20 protein-coding genes and 1 tRNA gene are annotated in these 22,196 nt (G+C 45.7%); 16 read left to right on the plus strand and 5 right to left on the minus strand.

The features are described 5' to 3' along the window. The first annotated feature begins 26 nt into the window (after positions 1-26). Positions 27-1,475, plus strand: a complete 1,449-nt coding sequence (locus tag ICN19_RS08365) for a sensor histidine kinase (RefSeq protein WP_216247031.1) — start codon at positions 27-29, stop codon at positions 1,473-1,475. A gap of 99 nt (positions 1,476-1,574) precedes the next feature. Further along, positions 1,575-3,674, plus strand: coding sequence for an alkyl/aryl-sulfatase (locus ICN19_RS08370; RefSeq protein ID WP_216247032.1), 2,100 nt, complete (start codon positions 1,575-1,577; stop codon positions 3,672-3,674). Positions 3,675-3,747: 73 nt separating this feature from the next. Here ICN19_RS08370 and ICN19_RS08375 read toward each other — a convergent pair whose 3' ends face one another. Beyond that, the gene (locus tag ICN19_RS08375) at positions 3,748-4,998 is read right to left on the minus strand and encodes a CaiB/BaiF CoA-transferase family protein (RefSeq protein WP_216247035.1); all 1,251 of its coding nucleotides are present in this window, start codon (positions 4,996-4,998) and stop codon (positions 3,748-3,750) included. 76 nt (positions 4,999-5,074) lie between these two features. Between ICN19_RS08375 and ICN19_RS08380 the strand changes: the two genes are divergently transcribed. Both ICN19_RS08380 and ICN19_RS08385 read left to right on the plus strand, forming a co-directional pair. Continuing rightward, positions 5,075-6,064, plus strand: a complete 990-nt coding sequence (locus tag ICN19_RS08380; RefSeq protein WP_216247037.1) for a tripartite tricarboxylate transporter substrate binding protein — start codon at positions 5,075-5,077, stop codon at positions 6,062-6,064. A gap of 5 nt (positions 6,065-6,069) precedes the next feature. Then, on the plus strand, positions 6,070-6,867 hold the full coding sequence (locus tag ICN19_RS08385; RefSeq protein WP_216247039.1) for an enoyl-CoA hydratase/isomerase family protein: 798 nt from the start codon (positions 6,070-6,072) through the stop codon (positions 6,865-6,867). A gap of 18 nt (positions 6,868-6,885) precedes the next feature. Here the strand turns inward: ICN19_RS08385 and hemW are convergent, their stop codons facing one another. The 3 genes from hemW to rph are packed head-to-tail and all read right to left on the minus strand — an operon-like array spanning position 6,886 to position 9,399. Next, positions 6,886-8,067, minus strand: coding sequence for a radical SAM family heme chaperone HemW (gene hemW / locus ICN19_RS08390; RefSeq protein WP_216247041.1), 1,182 nt, complete (start codon positions 8,065-8,067; stop codon positions 6,886-6,888). Then, the gene (gene rdgB / locus ICN19_RS08395; RefSeq protein WP_216247042.1) at positions 8,060-8,650 is read right to left on the minus strand and encodes an RdgB/HAM1 family non-canonical purine NTP pyrophosphatase; all 591 of its coding nucleotides are present in this window, start codon (positions 8,648-8,650) and stop codon (positions 8,060-8,062) included. Before rdgB ends, hemW begins: the two co-directional genes overlap by 8 nt. An 8-nt stretch (positions 8,651-8,658) precedes the next feature. Next, the gene (gene rph, locus ICN19_RS08400; RefSeq protein ID WP_216247043.1) at positions 8,659-9,399 is read right to left on the minus strand and encodes a ribonuclease PH; all 741 of its coding nucleotides are present in this window, start codon (positions 9,397-9,399) and stop codon (positions 8,659-8,661) included. Positions 9,400-9,467: 68 nt separating this feature from the next. On the opposite strand from rph, the gene ICN19_RS08405 reads away from it, so the two are divergent. From ICN19_RS08405 to ICN19_RS08420, 4 genes are read left to right on the plus strand one after another with little or no spacing between them, the layout of a single operon-like run. Then, positions 9,468-10,397, plus strand: coding sequence for a YicC/YloC family endoribonuclease (locus ICN19_RS08405; protein ID WP_216247044.1), 930 nt, complete (start codon positions 9,468-9,470; stop codon positions 10,395-10,397). Positions 10,398-10,419: 22 nt separating this feature from the next. After that, positions 10,420-11,058, plus strand: coding sequence for a guanylate kinase (gmk, locus tag ICN19_RS08410; RefSeq protein WP_216247045.1), 639 nt, complete (start codon positions 10,420-10,422; stop codon positions 11,056-11,058). Between the two features lie 44 nt (positions 11,059-11,102). Continuing rightward, positions 11,103-11,306, plus strand: a complete 204-nt coding sequence (rpoZ, locus tag ICN19_RS08415; protein WP_011902918.1) for a DNA-directed RNA polymerase subunit omega — start codon at positions 11,103-11,105, stop codon at positions 11,304-11,306. Between the two features lie 15 nt (positions 11,307-11,321). Beyond that, a complete protein-coding gene (locus tag ICN19_RS08420; RefSeq protein ID WP_216247046.1) occupies positions 11,322-13,709 on the plus strand; it encodes a RelA/SpoT family protein in 2,388 nt (795 codons plus the stop codon). A gap of 2 nt (positions 13,710-13,711) precedes the next feature. On the opposite strand, the gene greB is transcribed toward ICN19_RS08420, so the two are convergent. Further along, complete coding sequence (greB, locus tag ICN19_RS08425; protein WP_216247049.1) at positions 13,712-14,212, minus strand: transcription elongation factor GreB; 501 nt, start codon at positions 14,210-14,212, stop codon at positions 13,712-13,714. 18 nt (positions 14,213-14,230) lie between these two features. Here greB and ICN19_RS08430 point away from each other — a divergent pair. The 8 genes from ICN19_RS08430 (at position 14,231) to ICN19_RS08465 (ending at position 22,192) form a co-directional block, all read left to right on the plus strand. Then, a tRNA-Arg gene (locus ICN19_RS08430) sits at positions 14,231-14,307 on the plus strand. An 89-nt stretch (positions 14,308-14,396) separates the two neighbouring features. After that, entirely contained in the window at positions 14,397-15,569 is a 1,173-nt protein-coding gene (locus tag ICN19_RS08435; protein WP_216247051.1) for an ABC transporter permease, read from the plus strand. Next, positions 15,569-16,354, plus strand: a complete 786-nt coding sequence (locus tag ICN19_RS08440) for an ABC transporter ATP-binding protein (protein WP_216247053.1) — start codon at positions 15,569-15,571, stop codon at positions 16,352-16,354. Before ICN19_RS08435 ends, ICN19_RS08440 begins: the two co-directional genes overlap by 1 nt. After that, a complete protein-coding gene (locus tag ICN19_RS08445) occupies positions 16,351-17,280 on the plus strand; it encodes an MlaD family protein (RefSeq protein ID WP_216247055.1) in 930 nt (309 codons plus the stop codon). The genes ICN19_RS08440 and ICN19_RS08445 overlap by 4 nt, the downstream gene beginning before the upstream one ends. Next, on the plus strand, positions 17,277-17,903 hold the full coding sequence (locus ICN19_RS08450; RefSeq protein ID WP_216247057.1) for a membrane integrity-associated transporter subunit PqiC: 627 nt from the start codon (positions 17,277-17,279) through the stop codon (positions 17,901-17,903). Before ICN19_RS08445 ends, ICN19_RS08450 begins: the two co-directional genes overlap by 4 nt. 4 nt (positions 17,904-17,907) lie before the next feature. Then, positions 17,908-18,894 (plus strand): tripartite tricarboxylate transporter substrate binding protein BugE, encoded by a 987-nt coding sequence (locus tag ICN19_RS08455; protein WP_216860672.1) that lies wholly within the window; start codon positions 17,908-17,910, stop codon positions 18,892-18,894. Between the two features lie 29 nt (positions 18,895-18,923). After that, on the plus strand, positions 18,924-19,709 hold the full coding sequence (locus ICN19_RS08460; protein WP_216247058.1) for an SDR family oxidoreductase: 786 nt from the start codon (positions 18,924-18,926) through the stop codon (positions 19,707-19,709). Further along, entirely contained in the window at positions 19,706-22,192 is a 2,487-nt protein-coding gene (locus tag ICN19_RS08465; protein ID WP_216247059.1) for an ABC transporter permease, read from the plus strand. The genes ICN19_RS08460 and ICN19_RS08465 overlap by 4 nt, the downstream gene beginning before the upstream one ends. Positions 22,193-22,196: the final 4 nt, after the last annotated feature.

Raw genomic sequence — 22,196 nt, forward strand, 5'->3', positions numbered from 1 at the left:
AATTCTCTGGATGTACTATAGCGAACATGAAGCTGCTCATTTCTATTTACTTCTTTATTCTGGCCATTATTCAGATGGGCCTGTTTTTCGGTATTTATCATTATTACCGCTCCCAAAATTTGCTTAAGCCAAGTCTGTACTGGATGTCCTCGCTATTAGTGAGTGTGGTGGGTCTATTTGTTTTTGGGGCGGGAGTCATCACCATTCAAAATATTGCGAACCCTGAATTTAATTTCACGGTTGCCAACAGCTTCTTTTATGTCGCTGCGCTATTGCAAGCCCTTTTTTGCCAGTCACTCAATCGAGAAGTTTCCAGGCGAGCAAAGATATTTGCCTCAGCTTCAGTTCTCCTCTTTATTCCTGCTTTCGAATACATGCGCCTGTATGGGACTTTTGAGATTCGAACTGCTGCAATGGCTGCTATTGCCAGTATTTTTTATTGCTGGCAAATCTATGAGTTAGCCATCAAAAGAAAAGCATCACCATCAAAGCAATTGTTCTATATGCAATGCGCCAGTTTTGCTGAAATATTTTTTGCAATAGGTCGTTTTTTTATATTAGTTGCCTCAGCTTTTACTATTACGCATGTTGAGCAAATTCCTCAAATATTGATTCTCTTTACCATCTCTCAATTGGTGATGAATACGCTCTCCTATATAGCTATTGGCAGTTATTGGGCTGAGCAAATTGCAAAAGCAAATGCACAGTCTACTCATGAGAACCAAGAGATTAAGTCACTCCTGAAAGAGCGGGATATCCTAATTGGCACGCTACTCAAGGCAAATAAGACTGCCGGCACTGGAGCTTTATCTGCCTCAATCGCTCATGAGCTCAATCAGCCGCTTGGTGCCTCTAGTCTGAATATTCAATTTCTGCAAAAAAAGTTATCCGAGGGCAGCTTAAGTCCTGAATTGCAAAAAGAAATTCTAGACTCTTTGCTCGTCGATAATCAGCGAGCGGCAGGCATCATTCGCTCCCTCAGATCCGTCTTTGCTGATGAAAAATTGGCCTCAACAAAAATAGATATTGCTGAATTAATAGACTTAGTGCTCACCATCGCAAGTCCTGAAATTGCTAAGCAGAATATTCAAATGGTATTGAAACTGGAGCAGAATTTATTTGTAACCGCAAATAAGGGGGAGCTACAACAAGTACTTTTAAATTTAGTGAATAACGCAATTGATGCCTTAAAGAATTTGGACAAAGCGGATAAAAAAATTACGATTTTGGGTCGGCACGTTGGCTCTGATATTCAAATATCAGTTGCAGATAGTGGCTTGGGAATTGATCTAGAGGTTCAGTCCCATATGTTTGAGCTGCTTTCAACTACCAAAAGTTCCGGCATGGGAATTGGCCTCTGGTTATGCAAACATATTGTGATGAGACATGGTGGCTCAATCTGGTTTGAGTCATCCCCAGAGAAGGGGGCCACTTTCTTTGTGAGCTTGCCTCTGGTTGCGGTCTATGTAATCTAATTTCCTCATTCAACTTAACTATTAGCTTTAGGGCTAATTGCCATTGGTTAGCTCAAACATATCATTGAAGTAATCAAAGCATTTTTACTTTAGGCTCTTATGAAAATCAAACTTACTCAAATTTCAATTACAGTTACCTTGTTGTCCTCTGGATTGGCTTTAGCTGCGGGCGGCGGCGGTGTTGTAGTTGATCCTGGCGCCATGCAAGGCAAACACTTTGATGTGAAAGGTAAGTCGCCATCGAGCTATACGGTCGAATTACAAAACGGGTTACGTAAGACGCTGCCTTTTGAGGATAAAAGGGATTTTGAAGAGTCAAAGAGGGGTTTTATTGCTGCGCCTCCTTATAAGGCCATCATGGCTGATGCAGGAAATGTTGCCTGGGATATGGGGAGCTATGAATTTCTATTGCAGGGTAAAGACTTTGACAGCGTGCATCCATCTTTGCAGCGTCAGGCGATTCTCAATATGGGTTATGGCTTGTACGAAGTCGTGCCAGACAAGATTTACCAGGTTCGCGGCTTTGACTTATCCAATATTAGTTTTGTTAAAACAAATACAGGATGGATTGTCTTTGACCCATTGACCTCAAAAGAGACCGCTAGAGCAGCTCTGGAATTGGTGAATGAGAAACTAGGTAAGCGTCCAGTAGTTGCGGTGGTGTATTCACATTCGCATGCCGATCACTTTGGTGGTGTTCGTGGCGTGGTAGAGGAGTCTGATGTGAAGAGTGGCAAGGTAAAAATTATTGCACCTGCTGGCTTTATGGATCATGCCGTTGCAGAGAACGTATATGCCGGCAATGCCATGACACGTCGTTTGTATTTCCAGTATGGCGTCTTATTGCCCCGCAGCCCATTTGGACACGTTGACCAATCGATTGGTAAAAATACCGCAGCAGGAAATCTTGGTTTGATTGAGCCAACCATTCTCATTAATGAGCCATTTGAAAAGATGACGGTTGATGGTGTGGAAATGGAGTTTCAAAATACTCCGGGAACCGAGGCGCCTGCCGAGATGAATACCTATTTCCCGCAATTCAAAGCATTCTGGGCTGCTGAAAATATTACTGGCACCATCCATAATATCTATACCTTACGTGGCGCTTTAGTTCGCGATGCTTTGGCATGGTCTAAGAACATTAATAATGCTTTGTATCGTTATGGCAATGAGGCTCAAGTAATGTTTGCTTCACATTCTTGGCCGCGTTGGGGTAATGAGCGTGTTCAAGAGGTGATGCGCACTCAGCGTGATAGCTATGCGCACTTAAATAACGAGGTGCTTCATTTGGCGAACAATGGCGTCACGATTAATGAAGTGCATAACGTCTACAAACAACCTGAGAGTTTGAAAAAGCAGTGGGCAGCGCATAGCTACCACGGTTCAGAAGAGCACAACAGTCGTGCTGTGATCAATCGCTACTTGGGTTACTGGGATGCTAATCCTGCTACCTTGATTCCTCTGTCACCAAAAGATTCTGCGCCGCTGTATGTTGAGATGATGGGCGGTTCTGCCAAGATTATGGCAAAGGGCAAGCAGCTCTATCAGCAGGGCAAATATCGTGAGGCGATGGAGATTGTCAATAAGCTGGTTTATGCGCAACCGAACAATACTGCCGCCAAAGATCTGCTAGCCGATATTTTTGAACAAATTGGCTATCAAAAAGAAAGTCCTAGCGTGCGTAATAGCTTCCTAGGTGCTGCATACGAATTGCGTCATGGTATGCCTTCTGGTGCATCACCAAAGACTAATGGCCCTGACATGATCAGAGCCATGACTACAGAGCTTTGGCTTAATGCATTGGCAATCAGCATGGATAGCAAAAAAGCTGCCGGCATGAAGTTCACCATCAATCTGAGCACTCCAGATAATGGTGAAAAGTTTGTTGTGGAGATGAGTAATTCTGCGCTGACCAATATCAAGGGTTATCAGGATAAAAATCCAAACCTCACTATTACTGTGAATCGTAGTGACCTAGAGAAAGTCATGGGCGGACAAACTACTTTTGAAAAACTTCAGGCCGAAGGTAAAGCCAGGTTTGAAGGTGATCGCAAAGTCTTTGATCAACTGCGTAGCACCATGATCACCTTTACTCCAGACTTTGAATTAATGCCTGGCACCAAGGCTAAGGCACCACCAGCCAAACCTAGCAAGGATCCGTTTGAAGCTCCTCCAATTGCTAATTCTGATGGTGCCTAAGCTAATCAATGGGTAGGTAATAAGAAATGGGCTCCTAGGAGCCCATTTCTTTTATCCAAAACAGAAGAATTTCTCAGGCTGTAAAAGCGCCGCCAGCTTCCAGTGACTTCAGTTCTTCCCCAGCAATGCCTAATTCTGCAAGAAGCTCACTGGTGTGTTCACCCAGCAAAGGAGGGTGGCGATAAACCTGCTGAGGAGTGCCATTCATCTTGACGGCAAAGCCAATATTGGGAACTTTGCCTTCAATAGGGTGATCGATTTCCATGCGCATTTTGCGATGACGTCCATGTTCGCTATCGAATGCTTCTGGATATGTATTGATGGGGCCGGCTGGTATTCCGGCGGCAAGCAATGCATCAACCCATTCATTGCTGGTTTTTTGGGCGAATGATCTTTCTAATTCAGCAGCGAGCTCCAGTCGATTGGCTAAGCGTAGAGGATTGGTTTTAAAGCGTGCGTCTTCAAATAATTCTGGTCGATCAATTTTGTCGCAGAGAAGTTTCCAGAGCTTTTGATTCGTAGCGCCCATCACAAAATAACCATCAGAGGCCTTCATAGCTTGATAAGGTGCACTCATGTGATTGGCTGTGCCGAGTTTGTAGGGCTCAACTCCAGTACCCCAATACTGCGCGGTATCCCAGATGGAGAAGGCTAAGGCTGAATCAAACAGTGAGGCATCAATAAATTGACCTTCACCGGTTTTGCTTTTACCAATATAAGCAGACAAAATTCCGTACACAGCGAATAGGGCGCAGCCAATATCAGCAACCGGGACGCCAGCCTTTACCGGTGGACCGTCTGGATATCCTGTAACACTCATCACGCCAGACATGGCTTGCGCCATTAAATCAAATCCGGGGCGATCTGCCCACGGACCCGTTTGGCCAAATCCGGAGATGCTGGCATAGACCAAGCCTGGATTAATTGCTTGCAAAGAGGGGTAATCAATACCCAGTTTTTTCATTACGCCCGGGCGATAATTTTCAACCAAGATATCGGCTGTTTTGACCAGCTCAAAAAATACCTTTTTACCAGCTTCTGTTTTGAGATTAAGAGTGAGGCTGCGTTTATTGCGATTCATATTCAGAAAACCCATGCTGTCTGAACCCTTCATCTTGAATCCCATAGCGCCACGAGTTTGGTCACCAGTTCCAGGCGGCTCTATTTTGATGACATCGGCACCGAGGTCAGCCAAGAGCATGCAGCAGTAGGGACCTGCCATAACTTGACTGACGTCAAGAACACGTACTCCTGAAAGGGGTAATGGCTTGGAAGATCCGTGATGTGCGCCATCTGAAGCGCCATTTATAGGTGTTTTCGTCATTGTCTCAATTGTTTTTATATGTTTAGAATTACCCTGTAATAGTAACAAACACAATTAAAACAATTTTGGAGACTTTATGTTGGTTAAAACGCCTAAATGGGCTATGCGTAGCTTGCTCGCAATCTCGCTGGCCACAAGTTCATTTTTTGCAATGGGGCAGCAAGCCTACCCTGCAAAACCAATTCGTTTGATTGTTGGTTTCGCGCCTGGTGGCGGCACCGACATTGTTGCGCGTGCAATTGCACCCAAGATGAGTGAAATCTTGGGTCAGAGCGTGATTATTGAGAATAAGTCAGGTGCTGCTGGCACTATTGGAGCTGATCAGGTTGCTAAATCTAATCCGGATGGATACGCCTTGCTCGTAGGGCATTCAAACTCCAATGCGATTGCACCATTTGTATTAACAAATGTTCCTTACAATCCAGCAACGGATTTCACACCAATTACCTATTTAGGATACGTGCCGAACGTATTGGTTGTGAAGTCTTCATTGCCTGTAAATTCAGTAGCCCAGTTAATTTCTTTGGCCAAAGCAAATCCTGGCCAGATGACTTATGGATCTTCAGGCATTGGCAGCACGCAGCATTTAGCTGGTGCTTTGTTCTCCAAGATTGCCGGCATTCAGTTAAACCATGTACCTTATAAAGGTAGTGGTCAGGCGATTATTGATTTGCTTGGCGGACAAATTACGATGAACTTCGATACTTTGCCTCCAAACTTGCAGCAGATTAAAGATGGTGGCTTAAAAGCATTGGCGATCTCAACTCCAAAACGTTTATCGATTCTTCCAAATGTGCCAACATTTGCTGAGGTGGGCATTGTTGGATTCGATGTCACCAATTGGTATTCCGTAATGGGTCCAAAAGGAATGGATCCAGCTGTTGTGAACAAGATTGATCAGGCTGTTAAGGCTGCAATGGCAGATCCACAAATTAAAAAGACATTGGATTCTCAGGGTTTGCAACCTGAAGGCCCAGCAACACCGGCTGCCTTTAGTTTGTTCTTATCAGCTGAGTTAGCAAAGTATCAGCGTCTCGTAAAGAGCCTGAACATCAAAGCTGAATAAATTGCATGCTTGAGCACGGTAAAGAGGGTAATGTTGCGCAGGTTACATTAGAGATACGCGACAACATTGCCCACATTACCTTTGATCATGTGGCTGCTCGCAATGCGATGACCGTCAGCATGTATCAATCACTTAAATCCATTTGTGAAGACCTAGCCACAAATCCAAAGATACGAGTAGCTATCTTTCGGGGTGCTGGCGGCAAGTCATTTGTGTCGGGTAGTGATATCGCCCAATTTGCTAGCTTCAAAAGCGGTGAAGATGGGGTACGTTACGAAGAGGGTATTGATAGTTATCTTGCCCCGCTTGCCACTTTACCAATCCCAACCATCGCCGTGATTGACGGTATGGCGGTAGGGGGTGGTTTAGCAATTGCTAGCTGCTGCGATTTTCGACTTTCTTCACCTGGAGCCAAATTTGGCGTACCCATAGCTAAAACCCTTGGCAATTGTTTATCAGCGGGCAATGTCGCTTGGCTCGTAGCACATCTAGGTATCAATATTGTGAAACGGATGTTGCTCTTAGCAGAAATGATTTCTGCAGAAGAGTTGGCAAAGCAAGGATATGTATTTGCTATCCATAATCAAGATCAATTAAGTCAAGAGGCTGAAAACTTAGCTGAGCGCCTCAGTAAATTAGCGCCCATTACTCAAAAATCGACCAAGCTCGTTCTTGCAAGACTAATTAAAAATAATCTGCCCGATTGCAGAGATCTCATTAGTGAAACTTATGGCAGTGCAGACTTTAAGAATGGTGTCGCTGCATTTTTAAATGGCGAGCCACCAGTTTGGATCGGTAAGTAGTAATCTGAAGCTACCGATCTAATCTAAAAACATCTCTTGCAGGTTATTGAGATAGCGAATTCCCATTTCGGTGGCTTTTAGTCTGCTAGGATTTTCATCTAACAATCCTTTTTTACTTGCCTCATCTAAGCCTTTGCTAATCACGCTTAAAGGCAAGCCAGTGCGCTCACTAAAGGTGCTGGTGTCTACGCCATCAGTTAACCTTAAGGTGTTGAGCATAAATTCAAAAGGAAGATCCTTGGCTGCTATCTCACGGTTTTCAATGAGCGCATTACCTTTGGATTCCATAGCGCTCATATAGGCTTCTGGTTGGCGCTCTCGGACTTGCCGTGTGATTCGATCTGGATATGAAACCTTGCCGTGCGCCCCTGCGCCAATGCCGATGTAATCACCAAAACGCCAGTAGTTCAGATTATGTTTGCACTCTTGATTTTTTTGGGCATATGCAGAAACTTCGTAGCGTTGATAGCCTGCCTTAGTGAGTAAATCTAAATTCTGCTCATAGATCGCATCAATTTCATCTTCGCTAGGAAGGTTGGGTGGAAAACTAGCAAAGTAGGTATTTGGTTCCAAGGTGAGGTTATAGAAAGACAAGTGGGGAGTCTTAAATGACAGAGCAGTTTCTATATCCGCCTTTGCTGCTTCAAGAGTTTGCTTGGGTAAGCCGTACATTAAATCTAGATTCACGGATTTAAAGTGTTTTAAAGCGATCTCAATTGCTCGCTTCGCTTCTTCACCATTGTGAATGCGTCCCAAGGCTTTAAGCTGCTCATCCTGAAAGCTTTGTATGCCCAAAGAAACGCGGTTGACTCCCGCCTTAGCAAAGCCTGCTAATTTCTCAGTCTCGACTGATCCAGGATTTGCCTCCATCGTGATCTCGGCATCCGGCTCTAGATTTACTCTGGCACGTATTGCGCAAAGCAATTGATCCATTCCTTCAGCGGAAAGTAGGCTGGGCGTTCCGCCACCAATAAAAATACTGTGAACTTGACGTCCCCAAGTATTAGGCAATTCCGTTTCTAGATCAGCAATCAGCGCCTTGATATAACGAGCCTCATCAAAGCCCGCTTTACCTTCTTTAATTTGATGCGAATTAAAGTCGCAATAAGGGCACTTCTTTTCGCACCAAGGAAAGTGAATATATAAAGCCAAAGGTGGCAATGCACTGAGGCTGACTTTGTTAGGATTGGAATTAAGCACGAGCTTTAAGTTGCGTAATTAGTTCGCGCAAGGCTTGACCACGATGGCTTATTAAATTCTTTTGGGTGGGCTCTAGCTCTGCAGCAGTGCAGTTTTGATCCTCTAAAAAGAAATGAGGGTCATACCCAAACCCATTGCTGCCTGATGCTTTATCAACAATTTGCCCATACCAGCGGGTCTGAACAATCAACGGCTCTGGATCATCTGCACTATTGACTAGTACAAGAGCGCAAACATAATGCGCACCCCGATCAGTGTGAGCCTTTAATTCTTGAATGAGTTTTTCATTGTTCGCTGCATCATCGCCTTGCTCTCCTGCAAAGCGGGCTGACAAAACACCAGGTTTGCCATCCAAGGCGTGTGCGCAAATTCCAGAATCATCGGCTAAAGCCGGAAGACCAGACGCCGCGCTGGCGTGACGTGCTTTGGCTAGTGCGTTTTCTACAAAAGTGCAGTGAGGCTCTTCTGCGGACGGAATGCCTAATTCACCTTGAGGAATGACCTGAAAATTCAGAGGAGCTAAAAGCGCCTGAAATTCCTTTACCTTGCCAGCGTTATTGGAAGCGAGAACCAGCTTTTGCATTGCGACCTTTATTTCAATGCATCGATTTGCATTTGAGTAAGCTCACGAATACCTTGTTCAGCAAGATCCAGGAGTGCATTGAGTTCATTTCTAGAAAAAGCAGCGCCCTCAGCGGTACCTTGTACTTCAATCATGCCACCTTTACCTGTCATGACGACATTCATGTCGGTATCGCAAGAAGAGTCTTCTGGGTAATCCAAGTCAAGCACTGGCGTGCCTTGATAAATACCGACAGAGATGGCGGCTACGCTATCAATAATCGGGTCCTTGGTGAGTACACCACTTTTTAGAAGTTGGTTAACTGCATCTCTTGCGGCAACATAGGCGCCAGTAATCGATGCAGTGCGTGTACCACCGTCAGCTTGCAATACATCGCAATCCAGATGAATGGTTCTTTCTCCCAAGACTTTTAAATCAAAGACACTGCGCATAGCGCGACCAATCAGGCGCTGAATTTCTTGGGTACGGCCTGATTGTTTGCCGCGAGCTGCTTCACGATCGCTACGGGTGTGGGTAGAGCGGGGGAGCATGCCGTATTCGGCAGTTACCCAGCCTTCGCCAGAACCCTTTTTATGGGGTGGCACCTTTTCTAGGATGCTGGCGGTGCAAAGAACCTTGGTGTCCCCAAAGGCAATCAATACCGAACCTTCGGCATGCTTGGTAAAGGCTCTAGAAATGGTTACGGGGCGCAAATCTTTTGGCTGACGGCCGCTCGGGCGGGTAATATTGGCTGAATTGGCGGTGCTCATGGAAATGGGGTCCTGTGGGGTTAGGGTATGTATCGGGTCTGGTTCAATAATGAATCTACAATGTCCATATGATATCGAGCATGACTGGTTATGGCAGCGCTTCTCGCCAAGTCTCCCTGGGAGCTGGTGTAGTTGCTGATCTGCAGGTGGAATGTCGGGCTGTTAATAGCCGCTTTCTGGATTTGGGATTTCGTCTTCCGGACGAGTGCCGTGGGGCTGAACCCGCCTTACGAGAAATGGCTACTCAAAGCCTCTCTCGTGGCAAGGTAGAGTTCCGGGCTGCTTGGCGAGTCAATGCAGGGGCGGCTAATTCAGCCAAATCTAACCCACATGCACTGGGTGCTATTAATAAAGACCGCCTAGACGCTCTATATACCTTGCAAGAAAGGGCCCAAGACGCTTTTCCAAAAGCGCAAGAACTGAGTATTGCTGAAGTATTACGTTGGCCTGGCGTTGTTTCTGAGCCGCGCGGTGAAGAAGATAGTTGGGTCACAGCCGCCGTTGAAGCTGGGCGAGCTGCTCTAGCAGCCCTTATGGAAAGTCGTCATGCGGAAGGCAAAGCCTTAGTTGGCGTTCTTACTAGCATTACCGGCAAGATGCGTGACATCGTTAAGGTGATTGAGCCCAAGGTTCCTGAATACGTCGCGCAATACCAAGAGAAGTTAACTGAGCGATTATCAGAAGCCTTAGCTGCGCAAGAGCAGGCTAAAGCAGGGGCAGAGCTCATGGAGCGTATTCGCCAAGAGGTTGTTCTATATGCTGTGCGGATCGATGTTGCCGAAGAGTTTGCGCGTTTAAAAACCCATCTTCAGGCTGTAGATACAGCGCTTACAGGCAAGGGCCCAGTAGGCAAACGTTTAGATTTTCTGATGCAAGAACTCAATCGCGAAGCCAATACCTTAAGCTCTAAGTCTGTTTCAGAAGAATGTACGCAAGCAGCGCTAGAGCTCAAATTGTTTATTGAGCAAATGCGTGAGCAAGTTCAAAATCTTGAGTAATCCTTGAGTAATTAAACAATTCATGACTAACGCTAATTCAACTCCATCCTATCAAGGCAGCATGTTGATGATAGTGGCACCATCCGGTGCCGGTAAATCATCTTTGGTGAATGCTTTATTAAAAGATGACCAGGGATTGAAGTTATCTTTATCCACTACCACTCGCGCTCCAAGACCTGGTGAGATAGATGGTAAAGACTATCGTTTTTTGACCAAAGACAATTTTCTGCAAGAGCGTGACCAAGGTCATTTTTTAGAGTGGGCAGAAGTGCATGGTCATTTTTACGGCACATCTAAGCCGTGGATTGAGTCTCAAATGCAAGCTGGCAGTGATGTCATGCTGGAGATCGATTGGCAGGGTGCCCAACAGATCCGTAAATTAATTCCATCAGTGCAGTGGATCTTCATTTTTCCACCGTCCATTGAAGCCCTAGAAGAGCGTTTGCGTAAGCGTGGCCAAGATGATGAAGCCACTATTGAGCGCCGCTTAGCGGCTGCCCATATTGAGCTCACGCATGCCCATGAGGCTGATTACATCGTTGTGAATGATTCGTTTGATCAGGCTTTGGTGGATTTAAAGCATATTTTGGCTTCCAGCCGCCTGCGCTCAGGACCCAGTATGGCCCGAAATCCAGCTCTTTTGAAGCGTCTCGGGGTCTAATCAGTTATCCTATAGGTATTGAAGCTAAATTAAGTGAGTTCAGCATGGCCCGAATTACTGTAGAAGATTGCCTTAAAACGATTCCAAACCGATTTGAATTGGTTTTGGCTGCCACTTATCGTGCGCGCCAATTGGTGCAAGGTCACTCCCCACGTGTTGAGTCCAGAGATAAAGCTACTGTAGTTGCATTGCGCGAAGTAGCTGCTGGTGTAACCGACCGTGACATGTTGACCAAAGTACCTCTGTAATTAAGGAGTTCCGGTGTGGAGCTCCCTATTGGACAAGTCAAAACATCGGAAAAAGTAGGAAGCATCTTGCCTAAAGATGCTTCGCTTGACTCAGCTCAAGCGCAATTGTTGGATATCGATTCCAATACATCTCAAAGCGGTAAAAAATCAATCATTGCGAGTTTGTTAGCGCAATCGAGTCGTCATTTGTTTGGGCCCACCTCAGCGCCCAATCTTCCTCTCAAGCATCAGGTAGTTTCGATTGAGGGATTGCTGTCAAAGCTTACCTATCTCAAGCCAGAAGAAATTGCGCAAATTAAAAAGGCTTTTCAGTTTTCTGATGCTGCGCATTTAGGTCAATATCGCCATAGTGGTGAACCTTACATCACACACCCAGTTGCTGTTGCTGAGCTCTGCGCTACCTGGCGCTTAGATGCGCCTTCCATCATGGCGGCCTTAATGCATGATGTGATTGAAGATACCGGCTGCACAAAGGCAGATTTAGTTGAAAAGTTTGGCAACAAAGTAGCTGAGCTAGTTGAAGGTCTAACCAAACTCGATAAATTAGAGTTTCAGAGTCATGCAGAGGCGCAAGCAGAAAGCTTTCGCAAAATGTTTATGGCAATGGCACGCGATGTTCGTGTCATCTTAGTCAAGCTGGCTGACCGCACCCACAATATGCGCACTCTCGATGCGGTGCCGATGGAGAAGCGTCGTCGTGTAGCAGCTGAAACCATTGAAATCTACGCGCCTATTGCTCACCGCCTCGGCTTGAACGTCATTTACCGCGATCTACAGGATTTGAGCTTCCGTTATTCCATGCCGATGCGTTTTAGGGTGATTGAAGGAGCGGTCAAGCGGGCGCGTGGTAATCGCAAGGAAATGGTCGAGAAGATTTTGCAGGCTTCTCGCATGGCGTTCGCTAAAGCCAACTTAGAAGTAGATCTTCGTGGTCGTGAAAAGACGCTCTTTAGCATTTATAACAAGATGCGCTCTAAGCATTTAAGTTTTTCTCAAGTACTAGATGTCTATGCCTTCCGCGTAACCGTTCATTCGATTGACGAATGCTATCGCGCTCTAGGGATCTTACATTCTTTGTATAAGCCAATGCCTGGCAAGTTTAAGGATTACATTGCCATTCCTAAGTTGAATGGCTACCAATCCTTGCACACTACCTTGTTGGGTCCATCAGGTGTGCCAGTAGAGTTTCAGATTCGTACTACTGATATGCATGCAGTGGCTGAAGCGGGTGTGGCAGCGCATTGGGCTTATAAAGACGGTTCACCTGATATGAGTGAAGTACAAAACCGCGCCCATCAATGGTTGCAATCGTTAATTGATATTCAAGATAGTAGCGGCGACTCACAAGAATTTTTAGAGCACGTCAAAATCGATTTGTTCCCAGATGCGGTATATGTTTTTACGCCTACCGGACAAATTAGGGCTTTACCAAGAGGCGCCACTGCACTTGATTTTGCCTATTCGATCCATAGCGACCTTGGCAATACTTGTGTAGCCGTCAAGATTAATGGCCTGCAATTACCACTACGCAGTGAGTTAAAAAATAGTGACATTGTTGAAGTCATTACTTCTGCAAGCTCGCAGCCTAATCCTGGTTGGCTCGCTTTTGTGCGCACCGGAAAAGCCCGTGCCTCTATTCGCCATTCCTTAAAGACTAAGCATTATTCCGAATCCTTGCAGCTTGGCGAACGCCTTTTAGCAAATTCATTGCGTCAGCAAGGCGTTGATGCAGCATTGCTGAGCCCAGAGATTTGGGAAAAACTTACTCACTGGACTGGTGATAAAACCAGAGAAGAAGCTTGCGTCAACATTGCCTTAGGTAGAAGATCCCCTCAAGAGTTAGCAATTCGTCTGAAGATTTTGATTGATGACGAAGGTGGTTCAGAGCAGATGCGCTTGGGCGCCTCCGATTGGGTTGCACCAAATCAAGAAATTAATCATCATCAACGCCAGGCTATTTTGGTGGATGGTCGTGAGGGCAATTCCATTCACTTCCAGGGTTGTTGCCACCCGATTCCAGGCGATAACATCATTGGCTACCTAGGTAAAGGCGAAGGCCTGCAAGTGCATACCAACGATTGTCCGGTTGCTTTACGCATGCTCTCAAAAGACAGCGATAAGTGGGTAGAGGTGGAGTGGGGTAAAGAGCTCAATCGTGAGTTTGAGTTGGATCTAGCAATTGATACGCGCCAAGGTAAAGGTGTTTTGGCTAGAGTTGCAAGTAGTGTGACTGCGGCTGACTCAAACATCATGAATGTTTCAATGGAGGATCGCTTCAAGGAAGATTCTGTGACAATCCGCTTTACGATCCAGGTTTACGATCGTCTGCATCTCTCTAAGGTGATGCGTAGCTTACGTGCTAATCCAGACGTTATGCGTGTCACTCGTACCCGCGCTATGTAGTTTTAAAGATACTGAACATCTAGGATTTCAATTTCAGCTGGTCCAGTTGGCGTTTGAATAAAAACGCAGTCTCCGATTCGAGACTTAATGAGTGCTTTAGCTATAGGTGATACCCAGCTCACATGGCCTTTATCTAGATCAACCTCATCTACCCCAACAATGGTAATAACGGTCTCTTTGCCTTCTTGAGGTCCTTCAAGGGCGGAGTAGGTTACGGTAGCCCCAAAGAAGACCTGATCGGCGTCATTTTCGCCAGATTTTCGGGTGGAATTGTCTACAACTACGGCAAATTCAAGGCGTTTATTAAGGAATCGAATCCGTCTATCGATCTCCCTGAGGCGCTTTTTTCCATAGATGTAGTCCCCATTTTCAGACCGGTCGCCGTTGCTGGCAGCCCAGTGGACAACCTTGACAACCTCCGGTCTATCAAGGTTTAAGAGCTTTAGGAGCTCGGTCTTGATACGCTCGTGACCAGCTGGGGTGATGTAGTTCTTCTCTTCCATGGCATAATTATGGCTGTTGCGGCTGTAGCTCAGCTGGATAGAGTACTTGGCTACGAACCAAGGGGTCGTGGGTTCAATTCCTGCCAGCCGCACCAACTTATATGAGGGCCTAGTTGCAAAACTGGGCCCTTTTCATTTTTAAGCGTTTTATAAAACTTAAACCTGTATCCCTTATAGTTGGGTTATGAGCATTTCTGACACCATTTCTGCCGTTTCTGAGGCCCCAGTTGCTGTTTGGTCGCAAGTAGATGCCAATTCTGCAAAGGTGTCTCTCAGTGGCATTGTGAACGTCTATTCCTTGGGTGGAGTTTGGACCCAAATTCGTGATTCTCAAGATGCCTGGCTAAAGCAGGGCGATAGCAAAGCAAAAACCCTCAGTGTTGATTCATCGGCAGTTGCTTCTCTAGATGGCGCTGGTATTGCCTTTCTGATAGCCATACAAGAGGCGCAGACAATTGCCGGCGCTAAATATCTCTTATCTGGCTTGGATGCTCGTTATCAACCTCTACTAAAAGAGTTTGATCCAATCAATAATTTATTTCCTGCGCCATCTGTAAAACCCAAAAGAAGTTTTGTGGTCAGCCTGGGGATGGCAGTTCAAAACATCATTGATGACACTGCAGGTTTAATTGAATTCACGGGTCATTTATTTTCTGATTTAGTTTGGTCAGTTAGAAATCCAAAGCAAGTGAGGTGGGGCGACTTTATTAATGCTGCGGTTGAGGCGGGCATTGCGGCATTACCAATCGTTGGTTTGGTTGCCTTCTTAATCGGTGTGATCTTATCTTTCCAAGCTGCAATTGGTATGAAACAGTTTGGCGCGGTATCTTTTGTTGGCCCCTTGGCTGCCCTGGGGATTGTTAGAGAAATGGGGCCGTTAATTACCGCTATTTTGTTGGCCGGCCGTTCCTCCGCTGCCTTTGCTGCTGAGATCGGTACGATGACAGTCAACAGCGAAGTGGATGCTTTAGTTTCAGGCGGCTTAAGCCCAATTCGCTTTTTGGTAGTGCCGCGAGTCTTAGCTGGCATTCTCGTTGCCCCAATTTTGACTTTGTTCGCAGATATCGTCAGTATTTTTTCTTCGATGTTGACGATGTTGATCTATGGCATTCCATTTGTAAATTTTTATAATGGCATGCTATCTGCTGTCGATGTGGAAGACATTCTTTCTGGCTTATTGAAGGCAACCCTATTTGGTGTAGTTGTCTCAGCTATGGGTTGTTTGCGCGGCATGCAAACGGGTACTGGTGCGGCTGCTGTAGGTATCTCAGCTACACGTGCAGTAGTTAGCAGCATTGTCATGATTGTCATCGTTGACGGTATTTTCGCCTTCATCTCCTATAAAACAGGCTTCTGATGGACGCGCCAATTACTCCGAATAATTCTCCTTACGCTATTGATGTCCAGAACCTCACGGTTGGTTATGGATCTAAGGTGCTCATGCAGAACTTAAATTTCACTGTTAGTAACGGTGAGATTTTTGTGATTCTCGGTGGTTCGGGTTGCGGTAAATCCAGTCTTCTGAAAAATTTGTTCGGTTTGTATCAACCATTAGCTGGTAATGTCCTAATCGAAGGTCAAAATATCACCACTGCAACTGGTGCCGAACGTCAAAAGATCATGACGAGCTTTGGGGTGATGTATCAGCAAGGCGCGTTATTTGGATCAATGAATCTATTGGATAACGTCACTTTGTTTATGCAGGAATACACTCAGCTGACACAGGCGCAAATGAATCTTCTAGCGCGCTGTAAGCTAGATTTGGTCGGTCTCTTGCCATATGAGTCCTATATGCCTAGTGAAATCAGTGGTGGCATGCAAAAACGTGCAGCGATTGCAAGGGCGATGGCACTAGACCCTAAAATCTTATTTTTGGATGAGCCTTCAGCGGGTCTTGATCCAATCACCTCAGCGGATCTCGATAGCACCATCCAAGATTTATCAAAAAACTTGGGCATTACCTTTGTGATTGTTTCTCATGAGTTGGCCAGCATTTATGCCATTGCTGATAAGGTCATCATGTTGGATAAGGATGCTAAAGGCATCATTGCGGAGGGAGATCCGAAAGTGTTAAGAGATACCAGTAAGGACCCTAGAGTGCATCAATTCTTTAATCGCATTATGAGCAAGGACGCAGCATGAGCAATAACTCAAATCCGAATTATTTCCGCCTAGGCGTTTTCGTTCTGGCCGCAATAGGGGTGCTATTGGCTGTGATTTTGATCTTTGGATCTGGACAGATTTTTAAAAAATCTTTCTATATTGAAACCTATATTAAGCAATCCGTTACTGGATTAGACACTGGTGCTGCAGTGCGCTTCAGGGGTGTGAAGGTGGGTCAGGTCACCATGATTGGTCTAACCGGGGATATTTACGAAAAAGACATTCCCTTTAAAAAGCGTCGACAGTATGTGATCGTTCGCATGCAAATTTTTGGCGAGCAAGTGGACATGGATCACCTTAATATTTTTGTAAAAAATAATTTACGTGCGCGCGTTAAGTCCATGGGTATAACCGGCGTGAACTATGTGGAGTTTGATTTTGTTGGCGAAGCCAATCGGACTGAAGAGCTGCCGTATGATTGGAAGCCTGACTACCCGGTCATTCCCTCTTTACCAAATCAGGCTGATGAAATCATTTCTGGCATTCAAAAGCTGATTGGCGCACTCAATGATATGAATATTGACGGCACACAGAAGAAGTTGGATGCGTTATTTACCAATTTGAATGTCATGATGGCTGGTGATGGCAAAGGCAATGAGGGCGTCATTGAATCTGTTAAACAACTCAATGTGATCATGGCTCGTATTAATAAGGTAACCGATAAAGACGAGCTCAGTATTTTGATGCGAGAGCTTGTTGGCACGATGGTTGCATTACGTCAAACCGTTACCAGCATTCAGGGTGACACTAGTGCCACGATTGAGAACCTGAAGCAGACTAGCGAGAATCTCAATGAATTTAGTCGCATTGCAAGTCAATCACCATCTAGCTTGATATGGGGTGAGCCGCCAGCGAAAATTACACCACCGCTAAAAGGTTCAAGCGGTTCTGGAGCGCAAAAATGATTAAACGAATTCTCTTTTTAATAGCAATCTTGGGTTTAGTTTCATGCTCACTTCCGACTCGAGCACCGGTTTCTCCTACGAGCTGGATGGTTGCGCCTGAACGAACTGCCGCGCCCCTTAAAACTCGCTCTGACCTATGGTTAAAGATCGGCTCAGTATCTGTAGCGCCACCATTTGATGCAAAGTCTTTGGTCTACCGCTTGAGTGATCAACGTTATGAAAAAGATTTTTATAACGTGTATACCGTTATCCCATCGGAGATGATTGCAAATGCAGAGCGTAAGTGGTTTAACCAGGCAAATATCTTTGCCGCAACCGTTGGTCAGGGCAACAGCTTTTTCCCTTTCTATACTCTGCAGTTAACAATTAATGAGTTTTACGGTGACTACCGCATCAAGCCAGAGGCGGTAGTGAGCGTTGAATTCTTCTTAACTGCGACTAATGCAGGCAAGAGCAATCCCTTGATTGGTGCAAATCGATATACAAAACGAGTAGCGCTTAAAGACAATACTCCAGAGGCGCTAGTTTTGGGTCAGCAGCAAGCCTTGGCTGAAATCTTCCAGGACTATGAAGGTCAACTTTCTAAATATGCCTCTAATTTACCTAAACCTATAGGTCAGTAAACTTATGAAATTCACCACAGTAAAGCTTATTAAATTTATTAGCGCGACCGCTCTTGTAGCGGTTGGCTCTGTTGCTGTCGCTCAGGCGCAAAATTTCCCCGTTAAGCCAATTCGCTTGGTAGTGCCATTCGCGCCAGGCGGCAGTACTGACATCATCGCTCGTGCAGTGGGTGATGCCCTGGGCCGTCAGCTTGGCCAGCCTGTCATTGTGGAAAACAAGGCGGGTGGTGGTGGCTCTATTGGTGCATTGGAGGTAATGCGTGCGCCTAAAGATGGTTACACCATCGGTATGGCAACTGTATCTACAACGGCTGCTAATCCGGCTATTAACCCGAAGGTTGGTTACGATCCAATCACTGATTTCACGGCCATTAGCAATATTGCAGCAACACCAAACATCATCGCAGTCAATCCAGCATTCCCAGCCAAAGACTTCAAAACTTTTATGGAGGTATTGAAGGCGAATCCTGGTAAGTACTCCTATTCAAGCTCTGGCACAGGAGGCATTGGACATCTGCAAACCGAATTATTTAAAAGTTTGACAGGCGTATTTATCGTGCATATTCCTTATCGTGGTGCTGGTCCAGCATTGGCAGATACAGTTGGCGGACAAGTGTCGATGATTTTTGATAACTTGCCATCATCTTTGCCGTTCATTAAAGATGGCAAGCTTGTTCCGATCGTGATTGCCGCCCCTAAGCGTTTGGCTCAATTACCTAATGTCCCAACCTTTGCTGAAGTTGGTTTGGCGCCAGTCAATCGTATGGCTTACTACGGTTTATTAGGCCCAGCTGGTATTCCAAAAGAGGTGGTAGATAAATACAACGCAGCACTACAAAAAGTGGTTGCCGATCCAGCGGTAAAAAAGCGAATTGAAGACACAGGTTCGATCATTAATGTGAACGGCTCCGAAGCCTTTGCAAAAGAGATTAAGGCTGAGTACACCGTTTATAAAGAGGTTGTTGCTAAACAAAAATTGCAGTTAGACTAAAAATATAAAAATTAGCTTTTGGAGACAAAATGGATTTAGGAATTCAGGGTAAGGTTGCTTTAGTGATGGCTTCTAGTCGTGGCTTAGGTCAAGCGATGGCAGTCTCGTTAGCGCGCGAAGGCGTTAAAGTTGCTGTCACTGGGCGTAACGCAGAAGGTTTGAAGGAGTCCGTCAAATTAATTGAGGCGGCCGGTGGAAAGGCTTTGGCATTGAATTGGGATTTATCGGATCCGTCAGTGATTGATGGCTTAATCCTAAAAGTGGAAAAAGAGCTAGGCCCAATCGACATCTTGATAAATAACACTGGCGGTCCACCACCAACACCTGCTGCTGGTCAAGACCCGGCACTATGGCAAAAAAGTTTTAACGATATGGTGCTATCGCTTATCGCTATTACGGATCGTGTATTGCCAGGAATGCGTCAACGCAAATGGGGCCGCATTATTACTAGCACGACATCAGGCGCGATTGCACCCATTAAAAATTTAGCTATTTCCAATACATTGCGCGCAGCACTGCTAGCTTGGTCAAAAACTTTGGCGTCAGAGGTAGCTGCTGATGGTGTCACCGTGAATATCATCATGCCGGGCAGAGTGGCAACAGATCGCTTGCGTCAGCTTGATGAGGCCCGCGCGAATCGCGAAGGCAAAAGCTACGAAGATGTTGTTAAGCTAAGCTTGGGACAAATTCCGATGGGGCGATATGGGGACCCTAGAGAATATGGTGATACAGCTGCATTCTTAGCCAGTCAAAATGCCTCCTTTATTACGGGTACCGTTATGCGCGTTGATGGCGGTCAAATTCAGGCCATTTGAGACAATTGATTCTTCGCTTCCTGGGTGGTCTGAAGCGCGATTTTCGCTCTGCTGAATTAGCTTGGCTTTTTGTTGCGCTAACACTTTCTGTAACGGCGCTTTCCAGCGTGAGTTTTTTGGCGGACCGAATGCAAAGGGCATTTGCATTTGATGCTAGGAAGCTCTTAGCTTCGGACTTGCTCATTATTTCTGATCAGCCATTACCAAGCATATTTTTGAATGAAGCACAAAACAAAGAATTAAAAATAGCGCAAACAGTAGTATTTCCAAGCATGGCCACTGTTGGCCCAAACAGCAAGCTTGCATCCCTTAAAGCAGTAAGCGCTCAATATCCTTTGCGCGGTTCATTACGCGTTCAGACAGGCTCAGAAGATAAAACGCTAAGTGCCGGACCTATGCAGGGCTCTGTTTGGGTCGATCCGGCGATGTTGGCGAGTTTGTCTGCTAAAGAAGGTGACTCCATCAGGCTAGGCGATAAGACCTTTCTGATTGCTGGCGTTCTTGAGCGCGAACTGGATCGCGGCGCAGGCTTTATGAATTTTGCACCTCGAGTCATGATGTCCTTGGCTGATTTAAGTTCAACAGGACTGATTGGGCTAGGTAGTCGAGTGACTTATCGTTTGTTGCTTGCGGGTACAGACCAGCAAATTTCTGCCTATGGCGCATGGGCAAATCTATATATTGAAAAAGAAGGGCTCAAGGGTGTACGTATCGAAACCCTGGAGAATGCTCAGCCTATGATGCGCAAAACGCTTGAGCGCGCAGATCGTTTTCTGTCTTTAATTGCATTGTTGACTGCAATGGTTGCTGCAGTTGCAATTGCTTTGTCTGCGCATCGTTACACGCGCAAGCAGGCAGATGCATGTGCAGTTCTTAAGTGCTTGGGAGCTAAATCCAATGTAATTCTGATCCGTCAAGCTCACACCTTATTAATGCTTGGTCTGATAGCAGCATTTCTGGGTTCTCTATTGGGTTATCTTGGGCAGCATATATTGACGCTTTTATTGGGTAATCTTGTGATGTCAGACCTGCCACAGGTATCCATATGGCCTGTGCTTTGGAGTGTTTTAGTTTCCTGGAGTTTGCTGTTTGGGTTTGCTGGCCCAGCCATCTTCAAGCTAGTAAAGGTCTCGCCAATTCGTTTGATCCGTAAAGAATTTGATGGCGTAGATGTATCGACATTTTGGACCATTATTTTTGGCTTAGCGACGGCACTGGCGTTAATCATGATTGCTGCACGCGATTGGAAATTAGCCTTATGGACTAGCCTTAGTTTTGCTGCTGCAATTGCCATCTTTGCTTTTGTCTCTTGGGGACTTTTAAGGCTCGTTTGTTCAATGCCAACCAGGCGATTCGCACTTGGATTCGTGATCCTTGCGCAAGGCCGAAGAACAAGTCTCGCTGTTGTCCAAATTACCGCTTTAGGTATTGCGCTAATGGCTTTACTGTTAGTTCTTTTATTGCGTGCGGACTTTTTAAGTGCGTGGCAGGGCAATATACCCACCGATGCCCCTAATCGCTTCATGATCAATGTACAAGAAGATCAAAAGCAGGGGCTTACGCAATCTTTACAAAACGCAGGCGTACCTGCCCCACAGTTTTATCCGATGATCAGAGGTCGTTTAATTGAAATTAACGGCAAAGATATAGCGCCAAATAATTATGCTGAAGAGAATGCCCGGCGCCTTGTAGATCGTGAGTTTAATTTATCTTATACAGAGCAATTGCCATTAGGTAATCAATTGTTGGCAGGCAAGTGGATCGAGGGTGATGCGCCGCAGATATCCATGGAAACAGGTATAGCCAAAACCCTGAAGTTAAAGATGGGCGATCAACTGACATTTGAGGTGGCAGGTGAAAAAATTACTGCTCCGATCACCTCGTTGCGCAAATTAGATTGGGGTTCAATGCGGGTGAACTTCTTTGTGATCATGCCCGCGGCCCAGTTGCAGCCACTGCCGCAATCTTGGATTACTTCTTACTATCAATCGCCTAAACAGGAATCCTTGGATTTTCAGCTGAGTCAAACTTATCCCAACTTAACGATTGTGGATGTATCAGCCTCATTGCAACAAATTCAGGAAGTTCTGAATAAGCTTTCATCGGTTTTGGGCTTGCTGCTCGCATTTACCATTGTGGCTGCCATTTTGGTTTTAATGTCTGCTATCGCGGCTACACAAGACGAGCGTTATAAAAACGCTGCCCTCCTAAAGGCATTAGGCGCTTCTCGAAATACTTTAGCGAACATTGCTAACATTGAGCTGCTAATGATTGGTTTAGTGTCGGGTGTATTGGCGGGTCTTGCCTCCGGCGTTGCTGCCTGGGCTTTGGGTCGTTACGTAATGGAAATACAATTCAACGCTTTTGGTGAAGCGCTTTTGATGGGAGCTAGCTTTGGAGTGGTTGCTTGTTTAGCTTCGGGTTACCGCTTCCAAAGAAGGATACAGAAGGCTACGGCGATTGAGTGTCTGCGTGAGGCCTGAGGCA

This window comes from Polynucleobacter sp. AP-Capit-er-40B-B4 (genome assembly GCF_018882245.1).
GTDB lineage: Bacteria > Pseudomonadota > Gammaproteobacteria > Burkholderiales > Burkholderiaceae > Polynucleobacter.